Origin of the sequence: Burkholderia sp. Bp8994 (assembly GCF_003853805.1) — a bacterium.
In the GTDB taxonomy this organism is placed as follows: Bacteria; Pseudomonadota; Gammaproteobacteria; order Burkholderiales; family Burkholderiaceae; genus Burkholderia.
In genome coordinates this window covers 245,399-264,101 of the sequence record NZ_QTQH01000007.1, presented here as the reverse complement: position 1 = coordinate 264,101, position 18,703 = coordinate 245,399, and the positions used below count along the sequence as shown (strand labels likewise).

The 18,703-nt window shown below is 71.0% G+C and carries 19 protein-coding genes; 7 read left to right on the top strand and 12 right to left on the bottom strand.

Going from position 1 to position 18,703, the window contains the following annotated elements; genetic code table 11:
- The coding region (locus DIE04_RS30090) for a hypothetical protein (protein WP_260426898.1) at positions 1–246 on the bottom strand (246 nt) is incomplete at its 3' end.
- Between the two features lie 55 nt (positions 247–301).
- Here DIE04_RS30090 and phbB point away from each other — a divergent pair.
- Positions 302–1,045 (top strand): acetoacetyl-CoA reductase, encoded by a 744-nt coding sequence (phbB, locus tag DIE04_RS09905; protein WP_124488572.1) that lies wholly within the window; start codon positions 302–304, stop codon positions 1,043–1,045.
- A 198-nt stretch (positions 1,046–1,243) separates the two neighbouring features.
- The gene (locus DIE04_RS09900) at positions 1,244–1,444 is read left to right on the top strand and encodes a hypothetical protein (RefSeq protein ID WP_044847444.1); all 201 of its coding nucleotides are present in this window, start codon (positions 1,244–1,246) and stop codon (positions 1,442–1,444) included.
- 80 nt (positions 1,445–1,524) lie between these two features.
- Here the strand turns inward: DIE04_RS09900 and DIE04_RS09895 are convergent, their stop codons facing one another.
- The 10 genes from DIE04_RS09895 to DIE04_RS09850 all read right to left on the bottom strand — a co-directional run bounded on the left by DIE04_RS09895 (position 1,525) and on the right by DIE04_RS09850 (position 11,950).
- Entirely contained in the window at positions 1,525–1,842 is a 318-nt protein-coding gene (locus DIE04_RS09895) for a hypothetical protein (RefSeq protein WP_124488573.1), read from the bottom strand.
- Positions 1,839–2,375: a hotdog family protein gene (locus DIE04_RS09890; protein ID WP_124521011.1), complete on the bottom strand. Its 537-nt coding sequence runs from the start codon at positions 2,373–2,375 to the stop codon at positions 1,839–1,841. Before DIE04_RS09890 ends, DIE04_RS09895 begins: the two co-directional genes overlap by 4 nt.
- Positions 2,372–3,190 (bottom strand): beta-ketoacyl synthase chain length factor, encoded by an 819-nt coding sequence (locus DIE04_RS09885; protein ID WP_124521012.1) that lies wholly within the window; start codon positions 3,188–3,190, stop codon positions 2,372–2,374. The genes DIE04_RS09890 and DIE04_RS09885 overlap by 4 nt, the downstream gene beginning before the upstream one ends.
- Positions 3,187–4,410 (bottom strand): beta-ketoacyl-[acyl-carrier-protein] synthase family protein, encoded by a 1,224-nt coding sequence (locus tag DIE04_RS09880; RefSeq protein WP_124488576.1) that lies wholly within the window; start codon positions 4,408–4,410, stop codon positions 3,187–3,189. Before DIE04_RS09880 ends, DIE04_RS09885 begins: the two co-directional genes overlap by 4 nt.
- 63 nt (positions 4,411–4,473) lie before the next feature.
- The gene (locus DIE04_RS09875; RefSeq protein ID WP_124488577.1) at positions 4,474–5,367 is read right to left on the bottom strand and encodes a polysaccharide deacetylase family protein; all 894 of its coding nucleotides are present in this window, start codon (positions 5,365–5,367) and stop codon (positions 4,474–4,476) included.
- Positions 5,364–7,847: an MMPL family transporter gene (locus DIE04_RS09870; protein ID WP_124521013.1), complete on the bottom strand. Its 2,484-nt coding sequence runs from the start codon at positions 7,845–7,847 to the stop codon at positions 5,364–5,366. The genes DIE04_RS09875 and DIE04_RS09870 overlap by 4 nt, the downstream gene beginning before the upstream one ends.
- Complete coding sequence (locus tag DIE04_RS09865) at positions 7,847–8,503, bottom strand: outer membrane lipoprotein carrier protein LolA (RefSeq protein WP_124488579.1); 657 nt, start codon at positions 8,501–8,503, stop codon at positions 7,847–7,849. The genes DIE04_RS09870 and DIE04_RS09865 overlap by 1 nt, the downstream gene beginning before the upstream one ends.
- A complete protein-coding gene (locus tag DIE04_RS09860; RefSeq protein ID WP_124488580.1) occupies positions 8,500–9,474 on the bottom strand; it encodes an acyl-CoA synthetase in 975 nt (324 codons plus the stop codon). The genes DIE04_RS09865 and DIE04_RS09860 overlap by 4 nt, the downstream gene beginning before the upstream one ends.
- On the bottom strand, positions 9,471–11,240 hold the full coding sequence (locus tag DIE04_RS09855; RefSeq protein WP_124521014.1) for an AMP-binding protein: 1,770 nt from the start codon (positions 11,238–11,240) through the stop codon (positions 9,471–9,473). The genes DIE04_RS09860 and DIE04_RS09855 overlap by 4 nt, the downstream gene beginning before the upstream one ends.
- Before the next feature lie 65 nt (positions 11,241–11,305).
- Positions 11,306–11,950, bottom strand: a complete 645-nt coding sequence (locus DIE04_RS09850; protein ID WP_124521015.1) for a hypothetical protein — start codon at positions 11,948–11,950, stop codon at positions 11,306–11,308.
- Between the two features lie 565 nt (positions 11,951–12,515).
- On the opposite strand from DIE04_RS09850, the gene DIE04_RS09845 reads away from it, so the two are divergent.
- From DIE04_RS09845 to DIE04_RS09825, 5 genes are all read left to right on the top strand, one after another.
- Complete coding sequence (locus DIE04_RS09845; RefSeq protein WP_014896047.1) at positions 12,516–12,800, top strand: phosphopantetheine-binding protein; 285 nt, start codon at positions 12,516–12,518, stop codon at positions 12,798–12,800.
- 115 nt (positions 12,801–12,915) lie between these two features.
- On the top strand, positions 12,916–13,632 hold the full coding sequence (fabG, locus tag DIE04_RS09840; RefSeq protein ID WP_124488583.1) for a 3-oxoacyl-ACP reductase FabG: 717 nt from the start codon (positions 12,916–12,918) through the stop codon (positions 13,630–13,632).
- Between the two features lie 97 nt (positions 13,633–13,729).
- On the top strand, positions 13,730–15,010 hold the full coding sequence (locus DIE04_RS09835; protein WP_124521016.1) for an endoribonuclease L-PSP: 1,281 nt from the start codon (positions 13,730–13,732) through the stop codon (positions 15,008–15,010).
- Between the two features lie 125 nt (positions 15,011–15,135).
- Complete coding sequence (locus tag DIE04_RS09830; RefSeq protein ID WP_124488585.1) at positions 15,136–15,942, top strand: glycosyltransferase family 2 protein; 807 nt, start codon at positions 15,136–15,138, stop codon at positions 15,940–15,942.
- 150 nt (positions 15,943–16,092) lie between these two features.
- A complete protein-coding gene (locus DIE04_RS09825; protein WP_124521017.1) occupies positions 16,093–16,854 on the top strand; it encodes a M48 family metalloprotease in 762 nt (253 codons plus the stop codon).
- Positions 16,855–16,979: 125 nt separating this feature from the next.
- Here the strand turns inward: DIE04_RS09825 and DIE04_RS09820 are convergent, their stop codons facing one another.
- Positions 16,980–18,680, bottom strand: a complete 1,701-nt coding sequence (locus DIE04_RS09820) for a lactate permease LctP family transporter (RefSeq protein WP_124522774.1) — start codon at positions 18,678–18,680, stop codon at positions 16,980–16,982.
- Positions 18,681–18,703: the final 23 nt, after the last annotated feature.

Genomic DNA, 18,703 nt, shown 5'->3' with positions numbered 1-18,703 from the left:
GCCAAGCGCGATGCGAAGCGCGGGCTGGCGTCGCTGTGCATCGGCGGCGGGATGGGCGTCGCGCTCGCGGTCGAGCGCGGTTGAGCAGAGTCTGACGATAGTGCACGCATGCGGCGCCGGCCAGCGCCGCACACACATGCAGCAAACTTCGCGCACAACAAGCTGCCAACAACAAGCGTGATGTTCCGGTGCGCGCCACGTCCGCCCTGCGGGCGCCAGCGCATCGCAGCGGCGGGGCGGCAGCATGTGCCATGCCGTCGCCCCGCACCTTTGACTACTTTTCTTGTCGGTAACTCATAGGATGACTAAGCGAATTGCAGTTGTGACGGGTGGGATGGGTGGTCTCGGCGAAGCGATCAGCATCCGGTTGAACGATGCGGGCTGCCAGGTCGTCGTCACGTATTCGCCGAACAACACCGGCGCCGATCGCTGGCTGACCGAGATGCACGCGGCCGGTCGCGAATTCCACGCGTATCCGGTGGACGTGGCCGATTACGATTCGTGCCAGCAATGCGTCGAGAAAATCGTCCGGGACGTCGGCCCGGTCGACATCCTGGTGAACAACGCGGGCATCACGCGCGACATGACGCTGCGCAAGCTCGACAAGGTCAACTGGGATGCGGTGATCCGCACCAACCTCGATTCCGTGTTCAACATGACGAAGCCGGTCTGCGACGGCATGGTCGAGCGCGGCTGGGGACGCATCGTCAACATCGCGTCGGTCAACGGCTCGAAGGGCTCGGTCGGCCAGACCAACTACGCGGCCGCGAAGGCCGGCATGCACGGTTTCACGAAATCGCTCGCGCTCGAGACCGCGCGCAAGGGCGTGACGGTGAATACGGTGTCGCCGGGCTACCTCGCGACGAAGATGGTGACGGCGATCCCGCAGGACATCCTCGATACCAAGATCCTTCCGCAGATTCCGGCGGGACGGCTCGGGAAACCCGAGGAAGTCGCGGCGCTGGTCGCCTATCTGTGCTCGGAAGAGGCCGGTTTCGTGACGGGCTCCAACATCGCGATCAACGGCGGCCAGCACATGCATTGACGCGCGGCGGCCCGGGCGGCGTTCGCGCGCGCGTCCGGGCCGTGCTCCCGCTGTATCCAGCGCCGGGGCGGCGCGCACGCGCGCGGTGACGGAACACGGACGCAGGTTCGCCGCGCATGCGGCGGGCCGGGTGCGCCCGCGTGCCGGCTACCGCGTCACGGCACGCACGCCGCACCGGCCTCGCATTCCGGAGGAGGCATGGGTGACACCTGGATGGGACTCGCGATCGGCGGCTCGGCACTGGCCGTCGCGCTGACGATGGCGATCGCGCTTCACTGGCTCGAGCGGCGCCGCGCGCGGTTGCTGCGCAACTTCGATCATCGCGATTGCTGGCTGGTCGCGTACGGCAAGTGCTTCGCGCGCGGGCCGGCGCGTCGCACGCGCGGCGGCGCGCGCTGACGGCGGCGGTGCGGCACCGCCGCGTTCACGCGTCGTGCCGCGTCCCGCGCATCCGTCTGCGGTGCGCGGGACGTTCGCACTCAATCGCTCTTTCGCGCGCCTTCGCCTGAATCGTTCTTGTGGAAGATCCGCTTCGTCGTGCGCTTGGTGGCATCCCAGCCTTCGCGCGACGCGTGCGCGATGCCGTGGCCGACCGTCTTCGCGGCGCTCGCGGTCGCGTGGCCGAAACTGCGCGCGGCCTCGCCGGTCTTGTGCGCGGCTTCCTTCGAATCGCGCTTGATGTCCTGCTTCACTTCCGACATGTCCGCGTGCGCGATCGGGCTGATCAGCGCGAGAACGAACGCGGTGCAAATGAACTGACGTGCTTTCACGGCCTGGTTTCCTTGGGGCTGGTTCATCTAGGGTCCGCGCGGCCCGCGGGCGGCGCAACGCGCACGCCGGTTGCCGATGCATCGAGCATCACCGCGGCGCGGCCGCCGAGCAACACGCGCTCGCCGCAGCGCAGCGTGAAGCCGTACAGCACGGAGCGGTCGTCGCCGCCGATGCGTTCGGCGTCGACGATCAGCGGCAGCTCGAACGTGTCGAGCCGGTCGACGAACGCGTCGACGTTGCGCACGCTCGCGAGATAGCCGGCGCGCGGCCGCGCGGGTTCCGCCTGCGCCTGCTGCGCACCGAGCAGCGCGCCGTGCACGGCCATCGCCTGTGCCGCATATTCGATCCCGCAGACCGACGCGAGCCGGCCGCGCGAGCGCAGCGGGTTGTGCGGGGCGCGGTGGCTCGTCGCGCTGCAGCGGATGCGCGCGGCGTCCCACGATTCGACCCGATCGAGCAAGCACATCGCGCCGTCGTGCGGAATGTGCACGGCGATCCATGCGCGATCGAGCGTGGCCGGTGCCGGCGCAGGCATCGGCGTCGAAACGGGCGTCGTCATCGCGCGTGCCCCGCCGCGGCATTCGGCAGTGCGATATCGACCTGCACGCGCGTATCTTCCAGATAGTCGAGCACGACGCTCGCCGCGCGCCGCGCCGCGAGCGCGTCGAGCAGCGGCAGCGCGCGCGCGGCCGGATTGCCGGTGCGCAGCGCGTCGAGTTCGGGGTTCGCGAGCGTCGTCGCCGGCGCGTCGGTGAGCCGCACGTCGATGCGCGCGAGCGTGCGTTCGCTCGCGTCGGGCGCGAGCACGAGCGCGACGCCGAATGCGTCGACGATCGGCCGCACCGCGTGCAGCGGCTCCGGATAGTCGGTGTCGTAGGCGATCAGCAGGCTCGGCACGCGATCGACCATGACCTGGCACACGCTTTCGAGCAGGCCCGCGGCGAAGCTGCCGTCGTGCGCGCACAGCACGTTCGACGTCGCCATCGCGCGGGTCGCGATGCTCCAGTAGCCGGCCGGCGCGTTGTGCACCGAGTTGTGAAAGCGCGTGGGCGACAGGTGGCGATCGTCGCCGGCGAGGGTCTCGCAGATCGCGTGGCAGTTCTGGCCGTCGCCGCCGGACGCGCTGAACACGGTCGCGAGCGTGGCCGCATCGCGCCCGCTCGCGGCTGCCGCTTCGAGGCCGACCGCGAGCGCGACGCGCACGACGGGGCCGGTGCGGCGGCGTTCCGCCGGCGGCAGGCCGGCAGGCGGCGGCAGCACGGTGCGCGCGCTCGCATAGGCCGCGCGGCCCGCGAGCACGTCGGCCGCGTGCGGCCAGTCGTTCAGTCCCGGCCCGACGAGGCCGACACTTTCGATGAAGGCGGTGACGGTCATGTCGGCTCCCGGCGGCTCGCATGCCCGGCGCGGCCGAGGATCAGGCTGCAGTTCGTGCCGCCGAAGCCGAACGAATTCGACAGGACCGCACGCACGCGCGCATCGCGGCTCGCGAGCACGTAGTCGGCGGCCAGCGCCGGGTCGGGTTGCGTCGTGTTGACGCCGGCCGGCACGAACTGTTCGCGCAGCGCCAGCGCGGCGACGACCGCTTCGAGGGCGCCGGCCGCCCCGAGCGTGTGACCGGTCGCGCCCTTCGTCGAACTGCACGGCGTGCGCGCGAGCAGCGCGCCCACCGCGCGGCTTTCGGCGGCATCGTTGCTGGGCGTCGCGGTGCCGTGCAGGTTCACGTAGTCGATGTCGCTTGCAGCGAGGCCGGCCGACGCGAGCGCCTGTTCGATCGCGATGCGCGCGCCGAGCCCTTCCGGATGCGGCGACGACATGTGATGCGCATCGCTCGATTCGCCGATGCCGAGCAGCAGGATCGCGTCGCCGTCGAGCGTGGCGGGCGCGTCGGGCACGCGTTCGAGCAGCGCGAACGCAGCCGCTTCGCCGATCGAGATGCCGTCGCGCGCGACGTCGAACGGGCGGCACGGCCGGCGCGACAGCAGTTCGAGCGAATTGAAGCCGTACAGCGTCGTCAGGCACAGCGAATCGACGCCGCCGACGACGGCCGCATCGATCAGCCCCGCTTCGATCATCCGGCGCGCGGAGCCGAACACCTTCGCGCCGGACGAGCACGCCGACGAGATCGCCATCGCCGGCCCGCGCAGCGCGAAATACGCGCGCACGAACGCAGCCGGCGAATACGGGTTGTGCGTGTGCGTGTAGCGGAATCCGGCGGGCAGGGCTCCGCTGGCCGGATCGCGCTGCTCGTACGCGCGCTCGGTCTCGAGGATGCCGGACGTGCTCGTGCCGACGAACACGCCGACGCGCGCGGCGCCGTGGCGCGCCACGGCCGCCGCGACGCGCGCGTCGAAGCCGTCCTGGACGAGGCAGAGTTGCGCGAGGCGGTTGTTGCGGCAGTCGAAGTCGGCGAGATCCGCGCGCACGGGCTGCGCATCGACGCCGTCCACGGCGCCGATCCAGGTGTCGAGATCGGCGCGTTCGAAGTCGCACGGCGTGAGCCCGCCGCGTGCGTGGCGCAGCGCGTCGACGGTCGCGTCGAGGCCGCGGCCGATGCAGCTGGTGGCGGTGAAGTGCGAGAGCAGGAGAGGTTTCACGAGGGTCGTATCCGGTGGCCGGAACGGGCGCCGCAGCGGGGCTGGCGGGCGCGCCGGGCGTGGTCAGATTTTATCAAACGGGGCGGCTGGGATGCCCGGCCCGGCGGGCGGATCGGACGGTTCGGGCGCGAGCGCGGCGCGCAGCGTGGTCCAGTGCAACTGCGCATCGGCGGCCGCGTGCAGCAGCGCGGGCAGCACGTCGAGCACCACTGGTTCGCCACGCGCGTCGCGCGCCGCGTGGCCGTCGTGCACGAGCAGGATGTCGCGCGCAGCCAGGCCGTTCAGCAGGCGGTGCGTGACGGTATCCGCATCGCGCGCGCGGGTGTCGAAGCCACGGCGCGTCCAGCTGGCGAGCTGCAGGCCGAACTCGCACAGCACCGGCTCGAGAAACGGATTGCGCAGGCCGGCCGGCGCGCGGAAGAAGCGCGGGCGCGTGCCGGCGATCTCGGTCAGCGTCTGCTGCGCGGCCGCGATTTCACGGCGCAGCGCGGCGGGCCCCGACAGCGAGAACGTATGCCGGTGCCGCTGGCTGTGGTTCTCGACCGCGTGGCCGCGCGCGACGATCGCTTCGATCCACTGCGGATGGCGGCGCGCGAGATCGCCGATGCAGAAGAACGTCGCGCGCGCGTCGTGGCGATCGAGCAGGTCGAGCACGCGCGGCGTGACGTCGGGGTCCGGGCCGTCGTCGATCGTCAGCGCGATCCGGCGGCCGGCGCCGGCCGGCAGGCGCGTCCAATTCGGCCCGAGCAGCGCGCTGCGCGGCCACAGGCCGGCGGCGGTCAGTGCGAGATGCGACGCGACCACGCCACCGGCGGCCCACGGCCATGCGGCCGGTTGCGCGACGACGGCCGCGAGCGCGCCCGCGTGCAGCGCGGCCGTGCCCGCGATCAGCGGCGTCGGTTTCCAGCGGCGCGCATCGCCGGGCTGGCGAGGCGGAACGGACGACGGCGCGTTCATGCGCGACCTCCTGTCGGCTCACGATGAGGGCTGCCAGCGGCCACCGCCGCCGCGCGCGGCGCGAGAATCGCGGCGAACGCGAGCGCGAGCATCGCACCGGGGCCGACGGTCAGCCCGAAGGTTTCGAGCAGCGGCACCCGCGACAGCGCGAGCAGGCCGAAGCCGGCGACCGTCGCGAGGTTCGCGATCAGCAGCGACACGAGCGTGTGCGGCGTGACCGGTTGCGCGTCGTCGCGCTTGCAGAAGAACAGCGCATAGTTCGAGCCGACCGCGACGATCAGCAGCATCCCGACGAGGTGCAGGATCGTCAGCGGCACGCCGGCGAGCGCGAAGCCGGCCGTCACCACCAGCACGGCCGCGACCAGCGGCGCGAGCGCGCGTACGACGCGGCGCGGCGAGCGCAGCGCGATCAGCAGCAGCACGGCGATCGCCGCGAAACCCGCGAGCGACAGCCGGATGTCCTCGTGCACGTAGTTCACGTACAGGCGGTCGGCCTCGGCCTTCATGTCGACGAACAGCGCGTCGGGCACGCCGGCGCGCGCGACGGCCGCGCGAATCGGCGCGGCATCGAGCGCCGGAGCCGCCGGACCGGTGCGTGCGACGTCCGGCGCGCGCAGCGGCAGCATCGCGCGCCAGCGGCCCGCGCGCTCGGTCAGCAGCGCGTCGACGGCGAGCGCCATCGACGTGCCGCGCAGGTCCGCGCGCGTGAGCAGCGGCGCGTGGCGTGCGGCCTCGACATCGGCGATGAACGGAGCGAACAGCTCGGGCCTGACCGGGATCGGCTGGTTCGCGACGGCCGCGCGCATGCGTGCGGCAAGCGTGTCGGCGTCCGGCAGGCTCGCCTGGCGCGCGCGCTGCGCGGCGTCGCTCGGCAGGTAGCGCGCGGGACTTTCGAAGCCCGCGAGCGCGCCGCGCTCGACGAGCGGCTGCAATTGCGCGGCGACCCGTTCCGCGCGTTCGAGCGCGGCCTGTTCGGTCGGCGCGGAAATCACGACGAGATAGCGCACGTCCGGCGCGCCGAGATCGGCGCGCAGGCGTGCGTCGAGTGCCTGCGCGCCAGCGGGCACGGGGCTCAGTGCCGCAAGCTCGCGGCTCCACAGGCCGTCGCGATGCAGCATGAGCGTCGCGCACGCGGCGAGCACGAGCGCGGCGAGCGGCCAGCGCAGCCGCGGCGCGGCAGCGGCCGCGCGCGCGAGCACCGCGCCGACGCGCGACACGTCGCGAATTGCGACGTGCTCGCCGCGCAGGTGCGGCAGCACGAAGCGCGTGACGAGCGCGGCGGCCGTCAGCCCGGCGATCGAGTAGAGCCCGAGCTGCACGAGGCCCGGAAAACCGGAGAACAGCATCGACGCGAAGCCGCACACGGACGTCAGCACGCCGAGCCGGATCGTCGGCCAATAAGCGGCGATCCATGCCCGCGTCGCGTCGGCGGGCCGTGCGGTGCCGCGCGAGCCGGCCTGCGCCGATTGCACGAACAGGTAGATCGAATAGTCGACGGCTTCGCCGATCAGCGTCGTGCCGAAGCCGAGCGTCAGCCCGTGGACCGTGCCGAACGCGATGCCGACCGCCGCGATGCCGGCGGCGATGCCCGTCAGCACCGGCAGCAGCCCCAGCGCGAGCGTGCGCGGCGAGCGGTACAGCGTCAGCAGCAGCGCGACGATCAGCACGACGCTCGCCGTCGACAGCCGCTCGACGTCGTGCCGGATCGTGTCGCGCGTGTCGACCGAGAACACGCCTGGGCCGGTCATCGCGAGCGTGTACGCGGCCGGGTTCGGCAGCGCCTGCGTCGCGGCGGAGAACGCGCGGCGCACCGCGTCGATCGCGCGTGCCTGCGCATCGGTGTCGGAGCCGGGCGCGGCCGTCTGCACGACGAGCACCGCGCGCGTGCCGTCGCGCGACGCCCATACGCCGTCGCGGCTGGCGGGCTGCGCGCCGCTGTCGAGCTGATTGACGAGCGCCGTCACTTCGCCGGTCGGGTCGCGCGGCAGCAGTGCCTTCGCGACGAGCCCCGCCGACGAACTCAACAGGTCGAGGCTGTCGCCGAGCGCCTGGTGCAGGCCGTCCGCGCTGAAGCGCTGCGGCGCGACGGCCGGGCTCAGCAGGTAGCGATGGTCGAACACGAACTGCCGGTCGTGTGTGTCGTCGACGGCTTCGCCGTTGTTGATCGAGGAGAATTGCCGGTCGGCGCGCAGCGTGCCGGCGACGCGCCGCGACAGCGCGGCACGCGTGGCCGCATCGCCGCCGTCGATCGCGACGAGGATCAGCCGCGACACGATGCCGTCGCGCAGTTGATCGACGAGCACGCGCTGCCCCGCGCTCGGTGCGCGCGGCAGGAACGCGGACAGGTCGGCCGTGAAGTTCGCGCGGGCGATCGCGATCCCGCATGCGACGAGCGCGAGCAGCCACACGAGCACCGCGCGTTGCCGCCACGCGGGCAGGCGGTGCGTGACGGGGGCGGGCGGCCGGGTGCGATCGTCCATCAGTTCGCCGGGACGGGTTGCAGGCGCATCGTCGAACGGTCGCCGTCGGCCTGCCGGATCGCGACGCTGCGCAACACGTCGCGCGAGCCTTCGAGCGTGATCGTGCTGACGACCTTCAGCATCCGCGAGTCGAGCGGCGTGAGCGTCAGCGTCCAGTCGTCGCCGCGACCGGCGAGCGCGACCTTGTAGACCTGCTCGAGCGCATAGCGGTTGCCGGCGAGCGTCGCGCGGATGCTGTCGATGAACGCGCCGAGCTCCGGATAGCGCGCGAGCGCGAGCGTGTACTTGCGGTTGTTGCGCTCGACGGTGAGCATGTCGCCGTCGACCACGAGATGTTCGGGCTTCGGGTTCAGCGTGTGCTTCTCGAGATGGTCGGGTGCGACGAACACGAGCTCGCCCGACGATTCGAGCGGCTGCGTGGTGATCGACAGCGTCTTCGTCTCGGTGAACGTCGCGCGCCCCGACTTGTGCTGCGCGAGTGTCGACATCAGCCGGTCGAGGGTCCATGCCGAACCGGTGTCGGCCGCGTGCGCGGGCAGGGCGAGCGCGACGGCGGCCGTGACGGCGAACCTGCGTGCGGCGCGGCGCAGCGCGCGCGGGTGCGGCAGCGGGAGCATCGGTAGCAACATCGGCGGAAAGCGGCGAACGGCGGTCATGCGTCGGAATCCCTCGTGGCGGACAGGCCGGCGCACGCGTGCGCCGCGTCGCGGCGCGCGGCGGCCGTGCCGGTCTGCCAGAAATCGAAATAGTTGAACCAGTTGTACGGCGCCGCGCGACAGTACTGGTCGAGCAGCATGACGTAGCGCGCGAGCGCCGCGTCGACGGCCGCCGCGCGCGTGTCGCGGCGCACGTCGGAAAAATCGGCGAGCGTCTCGAAGTGCACATCGTAGCGATTGCCGTCGCGATAGAGGCCCGTCATGAACAGCACCGGACGCCGCAGCATCGCGGCCATGTACAGCGGCCCGAGCGGGAATGCCGCCGGCGCGCCGAGCAGCGGCAGCCACCGCAGCGACGCGGTCGCGTCGTCGAGCAGCGTGCGGTCGGCGAGCATCCCGACCATGCAGTTCGCGTCGAGGCGTTCGCGCACCTTCAGCATCGAGTCGACCTGCCCGAGCGGAATCACTTCCGGCTTCGCGGCCGGGTTGACGGCGGCGAGCGTCGCATTGATCTTGCGCGCGTTCTCTTCGAACATCGTGACGACGACGCGCAGGTCCGGGCGCGTGCGGCCGATCGCGCGCACGACTTCGAAGCTGCCGAGGTGCGCGCCCATCAGGAATGCGCCGCGCCCGCCGGCGAGCGCGGCGTCGACCCGTGTTTCGCCGTGCAGCCGGATGTCGAACAGGTCGAAGCGGCCGTTCATCAGGTAGATGCGGTCGTGGATCGTCGCCGCGAACGTGAACACGTGCCGGTACACGTCGCGCCAGCGCGCGGGACGGCCGAGCACGCGGCGCAGGTAGTCGCGCGACGCGGCGCACGCGACCGGCGAGAACAGCACGAAATAAGTCGCGACGGCATGCAGCACGATGCGCGATGGCCGACGGCCGAAACGCAGCGAGATCCAGGTCATCACGCGCAGCAACCCGGCGTTGCTGCGTTCCTGGCGCTCGGCCCATGCGGTGCGCTTCATCGCTGCGCGCCGTCCTGCGCGGCCGGCGGCGCGGACAGCACGCCGGTCGCGACGTCGCGCGCACCCGCGCGCAGCGTGAAGCGGATCGCGCCGCCGGCCGCTGCATCGAACGCGAGATCGAGCGCCTCGCCGGGCGCGACCGGGCTCAGGAATTTCGCGGAAGCCAGCCGCCACGTATCGAGCGGGCGATTCAGCGATGCGCCGAGTGCGGCGATCGCGTGATCGAGCAGCACGACGGCCGGCACGATCGGACGACCGGGGAAATGACCGGGCAGCGCCGGATGATCGGCGGGAATCGTGAACGCGAGCGGCGCATCGGGCGCGGCCGTCGCGGCGCGCTCGCGCACGTCGGCCCCGGCGGCGCGCGTGTGCCGTGCGACGAGCGCGGCGACCACGTCGCGCGGCAGCTTGCCCGTTTCGTTGCGCGGCAATGCGTCGACGAACACGAGCGGGCGCGGCATGAACGCCGGATCGATCCGTTCGCGCAGCGCGCGCTGCAGGTCGGCCGCGGCGAGCGTCGGCGCGACCACGAGCGCGACGAGGCGCGTGACCGGTTCGCGGGTCGCATCGGCGTCGGCCGGCGCGATGTCGTCCGGCATGAAGAACACGCCGTCGACGACGTCGGCAATCGCGTTCAGCTGATGGTTCAGGTAGGCGAGCGACGTGCGCTTGCCGGCGATGTTGACGAGGTCCGCCTTGCGGCCGTGCAGCAGGAACCGGCCGTCGCCGAGCAGCTCGAGCGCATCGCCCATCGGCACCGGGGTTTCGACGTGTCCGCCCGACACCCACACGGTCGGGCCGCTGTCGTCGCCCGCGGCATCGTGGTCCGACGCGTCGTGCGCCGCGCGCGCGTCGAGCCGGATGTCCGGGAACGGTTGCCACGCGGCGCCCTGCGACGTGCGGCGCGTCGCGATCTGGCCGGTTTCGGTGCTGCCGTAGATTTCGACGAGCGGCGCCTCGAGCGCGGCCTCGGCTTCGTACGCGAGTTTTTCCGACAGCGGCGCGGTGGCCGACAGCACGAGCGCGGCCGGCGGCAGCGCATGGCCGGCCGACAGCAGCGCGCGCAGGTGGATCGGCGACGTGACGAGCACGCGCGGCTGCGGGATCGCGGCGAGTTCGTCGCGAATGTCGACCGGGTAGAACGGCTGACGGTTGCTGAACGCGAGGCCGCCGATCAGCGCGAGCAGCACCGTCGATTCGAAGCCGTACATGTGCTGCGCGGGCACGGTGCCGATCAGCGTGGCCGCGCGGCCGTCGAGCAGGCCGAGGCGCTCGGCCGCCGCGCGCACGCAGCCGACCAGGAAGCCCCAGGTCTTGCGGTGCGGCACCGGCGCGCCGGTCGAGCCGGACGTGAACACGTACGCCATGATCCGCGACGCGTCGATCTGCGGCACCACGCACGGTGCGTCGTCGGGGAGTTCGCCGGGTGCGGCGTCCGGATACGCGAAGCGCGGCAGGTCGATCGTGCAGTCCGGCGCGTCGTGCAGGCAGAACGCGTCGGGTGCGAACGACGCGAGCTGGCGCACCATCTCGGGCGTGTGCGTCGACGGCAGCAGGCTGATCCTGCCGGTGACGAGCGCCGCGCACAGGCTGACCGCGAAGCGGTAGCGGTCGCGGCACACGTTGAACACGTGGCGGCCGGCGGGCAGTGCGGCGGCCACGCGCGCGACATCGGCGACGAACGTGCGGACGGTGACGGGCGTGCCGTCGCGCCAGGCGATCGTCTGGTCCGGCGAGGAATGGAATACCAGCGGGTGAGTCGGCATAAATCGGTCAAAGCGAAAGGCGGTCACCGGCGCGGCCGCGATGCGGCGCCGCGACGGCCATGAATTCATCGTGACGGCTGCGTCGACGCGCGGTACGCGCGCACCGCGTCGACCATCCGCGGCCGCGCGTCGTGCGGCAGCGCGAAGCGCCGGCACGCATGCTCGGCGGCGAACATCACGGCGACGAGCGGCAGCGACAGGTAATTCGCGAATGTCGACCACGCGACGATCGGCGCGGTCGCGAACAGCAGCGTCGACACGGCGGCGATCGCGACGAAGAACAGCGTCCATGCGAGCGTGATGTGCCGCGTGTAGCGCGCGACGGCCGGCGTGATCGTGCCGTGGATCAGCGTCGCGAAGCGCGTGCACAGCGGCACCTGGCCGGCCGCGAGGGTGCGGCCGAACAGCAGCGCCATCGCGAGGTTGAAGCTCGCGTGCTCCAGATACAGGCCCCATTCGAAATGGCGCGCGAGCGGGATGCGCACGGCCCACAGCGCGACGGCGGCCAGCAGCCACGCCGGCACGAGCCAGGCGCGCCGCGGCGAGCGCAGTGCCGCGCCGAGCGCGAGCAGCAGCGGCGGCACGAGCGCCATCGCGAGGCCGAAGCCGTGCGCGCCGGGCGTCGCGGCCGCGTAGTGCGCGCCGATCTGGTACGCCGCCACCGCGGCGACCGCGCCGGCGCCGCGTACGATGCCGAGCGGCGTGCTCATCGCGGCGCTCCGGGCGCGCGGCGCGGGTGCGCGTTGCCGCCGGCTGCCGCGGCACGGCGGCAAACGGACGGACAAACCGGAGCGAGGGGAGCGGACGGGCGCGGCATGGTTGCTGGAAACATCGGGCGGATCGGGGCCGGACGCGTGCGTCGGGCCGTCAAACATCATATGAATGGCGGCCGGGACGCTAGTCCGGGCCGGCTGTCGTGCACGCACATTTTAGGGCCGCGGCGCGGCGGTTCGAGGCAGGTGCAGCCGGGTTTTGTAACCGAATGTATGGCAGCGCACTGAAGCTTTTGCGGCGACGATCCATTTCCATCCGAAGCGGCTCAAGCGTCTGCTGCGATCGGGTCCCGAAACCGGCCGTGGCGGGGGCCCTTCAGTCTGTAACCATTCCCCGTATACGTGCCGATACCCATCGTCTAGAATCCGCGTAACTTTTACAAACGATCCCCAATAACGCAGGCGGGGAAGCCGGCAGACGCCGGAGGGACGGAGATTCGCGCGCCTCGCACCGCGCCGGGCGTGCACGACGGCTGCCGTTTTCCGGGCGCCTCCCGCTGCCATGGGCCGCCTGCCCGCAAGCATGATGAACGCACTGGAACAAGAGCTCGCCACGCTGATCATCGGCGAACTGAATCTCGAAGACGTCCCGCTCGAAACGGTGACGGCCGGGACCCCGCTGTACGGCGAGGGCTTCGGGCTCGACTCCATCGACATCCTGGAAATCGCGCTGCTGATCTCGAAGAAGTACGGCTTCGAGCTGCGCTCGGACAATCCGGACAACCAGAAGATCTTCGCGACGCTCGGCGCGCTTGCCGCGTACGTCGCCGCGCATCGCACGAAGTGACGAAGGCGCGCGCGGGCGCGACGCGGCACGCAGGGGATGACGGGACGCGGCGGCGGTGGCTGGATGCACCGCCGCCGCGTCGATCGAGGAGGAACGCGATGAACGGAGCAATTCGATGCGGGCGCTCGTAACGGGCGGCAGCGGCGCACTCGGGCAGGCGATTTGCACGACGCTCGCGCAGGCCGGCCACGAAGTCTGGGTACACGCGAACCGGAATCTCGCGCAGGCGCAAGCCGTCGCGCAGCAGATCGTCGCGGCCGGCGGCATCGCGCATGCGATCGCATTCGACGTGACCGACGCGGATGCGACGCTCGCCGCGCTCGCACCGTTCGTCGACGACGCGCCGGTGCAGATCCTCGTCAACAACGCGGGCATTCACGACGACGCGCCGATGGCCGGCATGTCGCGCCAGCAATGGCACAGCGTGATCGACGTGACGCTCAACGGTTTTTTCAACGTGACGCAACCGCTCCTGCTGCCGATGATCCGCACGCGGCGCGGCCGGATCGTCAACATCGCGTCGGTCGCCGGCGTGACCGGCAACCGCGGACAGGTCAACTACGCGGCCGCGAAGGCGGGGCTGATCGGCGCGACGAAGTCGCTGTCGCTGGAACTCGCGTCGCGCGGCATTACCGTGAACGCGGTCGCGCCCGGCATCATCGAGTCGCCGATGGCGGAACATGCGTTTCCCGCCGAACGGATCAAGCAGCTCGTGCCCGCGCAGCGCGCCGGCCGGCCCGACGAAGTCGCGGCGATGGTCGCGTATCTGGTATCCGATGCGGCCGCCTATGTGACGGGGCAAGTGCTGTCCGTCAACGGCGGCCTCGCATGACGACGCGCGCCGCGTCGGCTTGACGCGAAGCAACGGCGCGCAACGCGGCGCGTGGCCACGATGCCGCGAGCCCGCGCCGCATAGTGAGGAAATCGAAGTGTCAGTGCACCCTGTCGACGCCGAACGGCGAGCGTGTTCCCCGTCGTCCGCCACCAGCGCGGTCGCACGCGGACCCATGGCGGCCACGTCCACCGCGAACGGCGGCAATCGTGCGTTGCGGCTCGTCCAGATCGATCAGGCACGGCTGGCTGCGCTGCTGCACGATGCGCAGCAGCGGGGCGACGCATTCGGCCGCGTGTTTCCCGGTGCGCTGGGCGCGGTCTGCATCGGCGCGGCCGGGTCGCCGGCCGATGCGATGGCGCGCATGCTCGCCGCCGCCGCGCCCGACCTCCCGCTCGCACCGGTGCAGATGGCGCTGCTCGATGCCGGCAGCCATGCACGCGCCGGTGCGGTCTGCGAAATCTGGCAGTGCGACGCGCGCGACCTGCGCAGCGAGCGACGCGGCGCGCTGCAGTACCGCTACAGCGCAACGGCGGGGCTCGTGTTCGGCAGCATCGTCGTGCAGGAAGCGCAGGCAGCGCATGAAGCTCAGGAATCGGCCGATGCGGATCGCGACGGCGGCACGCCGCTCGAGCGCACGACGTACGACGCGTACCGCGCGCTGTTCGACGTACTCGATACGCTCGGCATCCCGCATCCGCTGCGGATCTGGAACACCGTGCCTGCGATCAACGCGCAGCAGTTCGGGATCGAACGCTATCGTCAGTTCAATATCGGCAGGCAGCGCGCGTTCGACGCGTGCCGCCGCGCGCTGACGGGCGGCGTGCCGGCCGCCTGCGCGCTCGGTTCCGTCGTGCCGGTCGCGGGTGACATGCCGCCGGCCGCGCCGCTCGCGATCCATTTCATCGCGAGCCGTGCGCCGGCCGATCCGGTCGAGAACCCGCGCCAGGTCAGCGCGTATCACTACCCGGCGGAGTACGGCCCGCGTGCGCCGACGTTCGCGCGCGCGGCCGCATGGCCGGGCGACGCTGCCGCGCCGCTGCTGTTCGTGTCGGGCACCGCCAGCATCGTCGGGCATCGCACCGTGCATCACGGCGACGTCGTCGCGCAAACGCGCGAGACGCTCGCGAACCTGGCCGCCGTGCTCGAGCAGGCCGCGCGGCAGGGGCACGGCCCGTTCACGCTTGCCGACCTGAGCTACCGCGTCTACGTGCGCGACGCCGGCGATGCCGCGGCGCTCGCCGCGATCGAACGCACGTTGCGCGATGCGGCCGGCCCCGGCGTGCGGCCGCTGTTCGTCCACGCGGACGTGTGCCGCGACGATCTGCTGGTCGAGATCGAGGCGAGCGCCGGCCATCCTCTGGAGCACCTGTCGTGAAGCGCGCGGGCCTGTCGCTGCGCGAACCGTCGCCGCACGCGGGCGGCGTCGACGAAGCCTGTCGGCAGTCGCCTGCAGGTCATAAACTTTTGTCAGGATCCTCGTCTTCGCAATCGGCCGTTCCCATGTCCACGCTGCAGGCCTCGTCCACCCATCTCGTACTGATTCCGAGCTACAACCCGGGCGTCAAGGTCGACACGACCGTGCGCAACGCCCGCGCGCAGTGGAATCCGGTGTGGGTCGTCGTCGACGGCAGCACCGACGGCAGCGCCGAGCGCCTGCAGGCGATGGCCGAGCGCGACCCCGGGCTGCGCGTGATCGTGCTGCCGGCGAACCGCGGCAAGGGCGCCGCGGTGCTGGCCGGGCTCGACGCGGCGGCCGCGAGCGGCTTCACGCACGTGCTGACGATGGATTCCGACGGCCAGCATCCGGCCGATCTGATTCCCGAATTCATGGCCGCGTCGCAGGGGGCGCCGGATGCGATGGTGCTGGGCCTGCCGAAGTTCGACGCGAGCGCGCCGCAGCTGCGCGTGCAGGGCCGGCGGCTGTCGAACGGATGGGCCGACCTCGAGACTCTGTGGGCCGGGATCGGCGATTCGCTGTACGGCTTTCGCGTGTACCCCGTCGCGCCGCTCGCCGCGATCATGCATCGCCAGCCGTGGATGCGCGGCTTCGACTTCGATCCGGAAGCCGCCGTGCGGCTGTGCTGGGCCGGGGTGCGGCCGATCCGCATCGAAGCGCCGGTGCGTTACTTCGGCGCGCACGAGGGCGGCGTGTCGCATTTCCACTACGGCCGCGACAACGCGTTGCTCGCGTGGATGCACCTGCGGCTGTTCGCCGGTTTCCTGGTGCGGCTGCCGATGCTGGTCGCGCGGCGGCTGACGCGCCGGTCGCGTTCCGCGTTCGGCCGGTCGTCCGGCCGCGGCGATTGACGGTCCGATTGTCATCAATCGGCTGAGCAATCGCGCCGTTCATTCCGTATTTGTCAGTAATCAAGCTGTCATTCGATGTAAACATCTGGTAATTTTCTGCCGGATTATGCAAAATCGCCGCTCCCAAATACAACTACCGAGGGATCCGGGATGCATATCAAGAAAGCGGCGGCCGCGTGCGGCATGGTTTTCCTGTTGAGCGCATGCGGTGGCGTGCAGAATCTCGACGCGAACAGCCTCACGTCGGCGGGGACCAACCTGGTCAAGGCGGCGACGCTGTCGGACAGCGACATCGCGGCACTGTCGAACGACTCGTGCAAGGCGAGCGACGCCGAATCGAAGATCGCCGCGCCGAACAGCGCGTACGCGAAGCGCCTGACGAAGGTGATGAAGGGCTTCGGCGACATGACGCTGAACGGCCAGAAGATCAACTACAAGGTCTACATGACCAAGGACGTCAACGCGTGGGCGATGGGCAACGGCTGCGTGCGCGTGTACAGCGGCCTGATGGACATGATGAACGACGACGAGCTGCGCGGCGTGATCGGCCATGAAATGGGCCACGTCGCGCTGGGTCACTCGAAGAAGGCGATGCAGACTGCCTACGCGGTCAGCGCGGCACGCACCGCGGCCGGCGCGGCATCGCCGGGCGTCGCGGCCCTGACGAGCTCGCAGCTCGGCGACATCACCGAGAAGTTCATCAACGCGCAGTTCTCGCAGACGCAGGAAAGCGCGGCCGACGACTACTCGTTCGACCTGATGAAGCAGAAGAACATGAACCAGAAGGGTCTCGTCACCGCGTTCCAGAAGCTCGCGCAGCTCGATGGCGGCAAGAGCTCGATGATGAGCTCGCACCCGTCGTCGACGAGCCGTGCGCAGCACATCCAGGATCGCATCGCGAAGGGCAGCTGAGCGCCGCCGGATGGCGCCGGCCTCGTCCGGCGCCCGGGATGAACGAAACCCCACGCTCTTGCGGGCGTGGGGTTTTTGTTTTCCGGGGAAGCGGAAAGCGGCCGGAAAGCGGCCGCGCCGCGTGCTTACGGCACCATCCCCGGCAGCACGTACGCCTGCACGAGCGTGATCAGGCCGACGATCACCGCGAACAGCAGGCTGTGGCGCACGGTGAAGCGGAACAGCTCCGATTCCTTGCCGACCAGCCCCGTTGCCGCGCATGCCACCGCGATCGATTGCGGCGAGATCATCTTCGCGGTCACGCCGCCCGTCGTGTTCGCGGCGACCGCGAGCGTCTCGGGCACGCCGAGCTGGTGCGCGGTCGCTTGCTGCAGCGAGCAGAACAGCGCGTTCGACGACGTATCCGAGCCGGTCAGGAACACGCCGAGCCAGCCGAGGAACGGCGAGAAGAACGGAAACGCGGCGCCGGTCGCGGCGAGCATCAGCGCGAGCGTCGACGACATCCCCGAGTAGTTCGCGACGAACGCGAACGCGAGCACGAGGCCGATCGACAGGATCGGGCGCGTGAGCTCCTTCAGCGTTTCGCCGAACGTGACGAGCGCGTCGCGCGGTTTCATCCGCAGCAGCGCCATCGAGATCAGCGCGGTCACGAGGATCGCGCTGCCCACCGCCGACACGAGGTCGAGCTTCAGCACCGCGTCGAGCGCCTTCGGCGTCGCGGCGATCGGCGCGGTCTTCACGACGAGCTGGTCGAGCCCGGCCACGTGGAACTTGAGGACGGTCGACGCGAGCGCGCCGTGCGCGGCGAACAGCGCCTTGAACGGCGCGATGCTCCACACGGTGACGACGGCCGTCAGGATCAGGAACGGCGACCACGCGCGCACGGTCTGCGCGAGCGAGTACGGCGACGCCTGGCGGCTCGCGCCCGCACCGTTGCCGCCCGCACCGAACCCCGCGAGCGCCGCGCCGCCGCCCGACGCGACGAGGCCGCCGGCCGTCTGCTTCGCGCTGCCCGGTTGCCAGACCTTCAGGAACGCGGCGAGCGAGACGAGGCTGACGAGCGACGACGTGATGTCCGGCAGCTCGGGCCCGATATGGTTCGACGTGAAGTACTGCGTGATCGCGAAGCTGCCGCCGGCGACGAGCGCGGCCGGCCAGGTCTGCCGTACGCCGCGCAGCCCGTCCATCATGAACACGAGCCAGAACGGCACCGCGAGCGACAGCAGCGGCAGCTGGCGGCCGGCCATCGCGCCGATGTGGAACGCGTCGATGCCGGTCACCTGTCCGGCGACGATGATCGGGATGCCCATCGCGCCGAACGCGACCGGCGCGGTGTTTGCAATCAGACACAATCCTGCCGCGTGCAGCGGCTTGAAGCCGAGGCCGACGAGCAGCGCGGCCGTGATCGCGACGGGCGCGCCGAAGCCGGCGGCGCCTTCGAGGAACGCGCCGAACGAGAAGCCGATCAGCAGCATCTGCAGCCGCTGGTCGTCGGTGATCGACAGCACCGACGCGCGGATGATCTCGAACTGGCCGGTCTTCACGACGATCTTGTACAGGAACACCGCCGCGACGATGATCCACGCGATCGGCCACAGGCCGTACGCGAAGCCGAAGCCGGCTGCGGCGAGCGCCTGCGGCACGGGCATGCCATACGCGAGGATCGCGACGCCGAGCGCCAGCAGCAGCGTGATCGCGGCGGCGACGTGCCCCTTCATCCGCAGTGCGGCGAGCGCGACGAAAAAGAAGATGATCGGGATCGCGGCGACGAACGCCGACAGCCCGAGGCTGCCGAGCGGGGTGTAGATCTGATGCCAAACCGGCATGGTTGTCTCCTCCATGGATTTCT

What these genes read in the sequence shown, in the direction of transcription:
- phbB (WP_124488572.1), top strand. Translation starts at nt 302, where the DNA reads ATGACTAAGCGAATTGCAGTTGTGACGGGTGGGATGGGTGGTCTCGGC.
- DIE04_RS09820 (WP_124522774.1), bottom strand. Translation starts at nt 18,680, where the DNA reads ATGCCGGTTTGGCATCAGATCTACACCCCGCTCGGCAGCCTCGGGCTG.
- DIE04_RS09885 (WP_124521012.1), bottom strand. Translation starts at nt 3,190, where the DNA reads ATGACCGTCACCGCCTTCATCGAAAGTGTCGGCCTCGTCGGGCCGGGA.
- DIE04_RS09865 (WP_124488579.1), bottom strand. Translation starts at nt 8,503, where the DNA reads ATGACCGCCGTTCGCCGCTTTCCGCCGATGTTGCTACCGATGCTCCCG.
- DIE04_RS09850 (WP_124521015.1), bottom strand. Translation starts at nt 11,950, where the DNA reads ATGAGCACGCCGCTCGGCATCGTACGCGGCGCCGGCGCGGTCGCCGCG.
- DIE04_RS09825 (WP_124521017.1), top strand. Translation starts at nt 16,093, where the DNA reads ATGCATATCAAGAAAGCGGCGGCCGCGTGCGGCATGGTTTTCCTGTTG.
- DIE04_RS09845 (WP_014896047.1), top strand. Translation starts at nt 12,516, where the DNA reads ATGGGCCGCCTGCCCGCAAGCATGATGAACGCACTGGAACAAGAGCTC.
- DIE04_RS09890 (WP_124521011.1), bottom strand. Translation starts at nt 2,375, where the DNA reads ATGACGACGCCCGTTTCGACGCCGATGCCTGCGCCGGCACCGGCCACG.
- DIE04_RS09870 (WP_124521013.1), bottom strand. Translation starts at nt 7,847, where the DNA reads ATGGACGATCGCACCCGGCCGCCCGCCCCCGTCACGCACCGCCTGCCC.
- DIE04_RS09855 (WP_124521014.1), bottom strand. Translation starts at nt 11,240, where the DNA reads ATGCCGACTCACCCGCTGGTATTCCATTCCTCGCCGGACCAGACGATC.
- DIE04_RS09830 (WP_124488585.1), top strand. Translation starts at nt 15,136, where the DNA reads ATGTCCACGCTGCAGGCCTCGTCCACCCATCTCGTACTGATTCCGAGC.
- DIE04_RS09875 (WP_124488577.1), bottom strand. Translation starts at nt 5,367, where the DNA reads ATGAACGCGCCGTCGTCCGTTCCGCCTCGCCAGCCCGGCGATGCGCGC.
- fabG (WP_124488583.1), top strand. Translation starts at nt 12,916, where the DNA reads ATGCGGGCGCTCGTAACGGGCGGCAGCGGCGCACTCGGGCAGGCGATT.
- DIE04_RS09900 (WP_044847444.1), top strand. Translation starts at nt 1,244, where the DNA reads ATGGGTGACACCTGGATGGGACTCGCGATCGGCGGCTCGGCACTGGCC.
- DIE04_RS09860 (WP_124488580.1), bottom strand. Translation starts at nt 9,474, where the DNA reads ATGAAGCGCACCGCATGGGCCGAGCGCCAGGAACGCAGCAACGCCGGG.
- DIE04_RS09895 (WP_124488573.1), bottom strand. Translation starts at nt 1,842, where the DNA reads ATGAACCAGCCCCAAGGAAACCAGGCCGTGAAAGCACGTCAGTTCATT.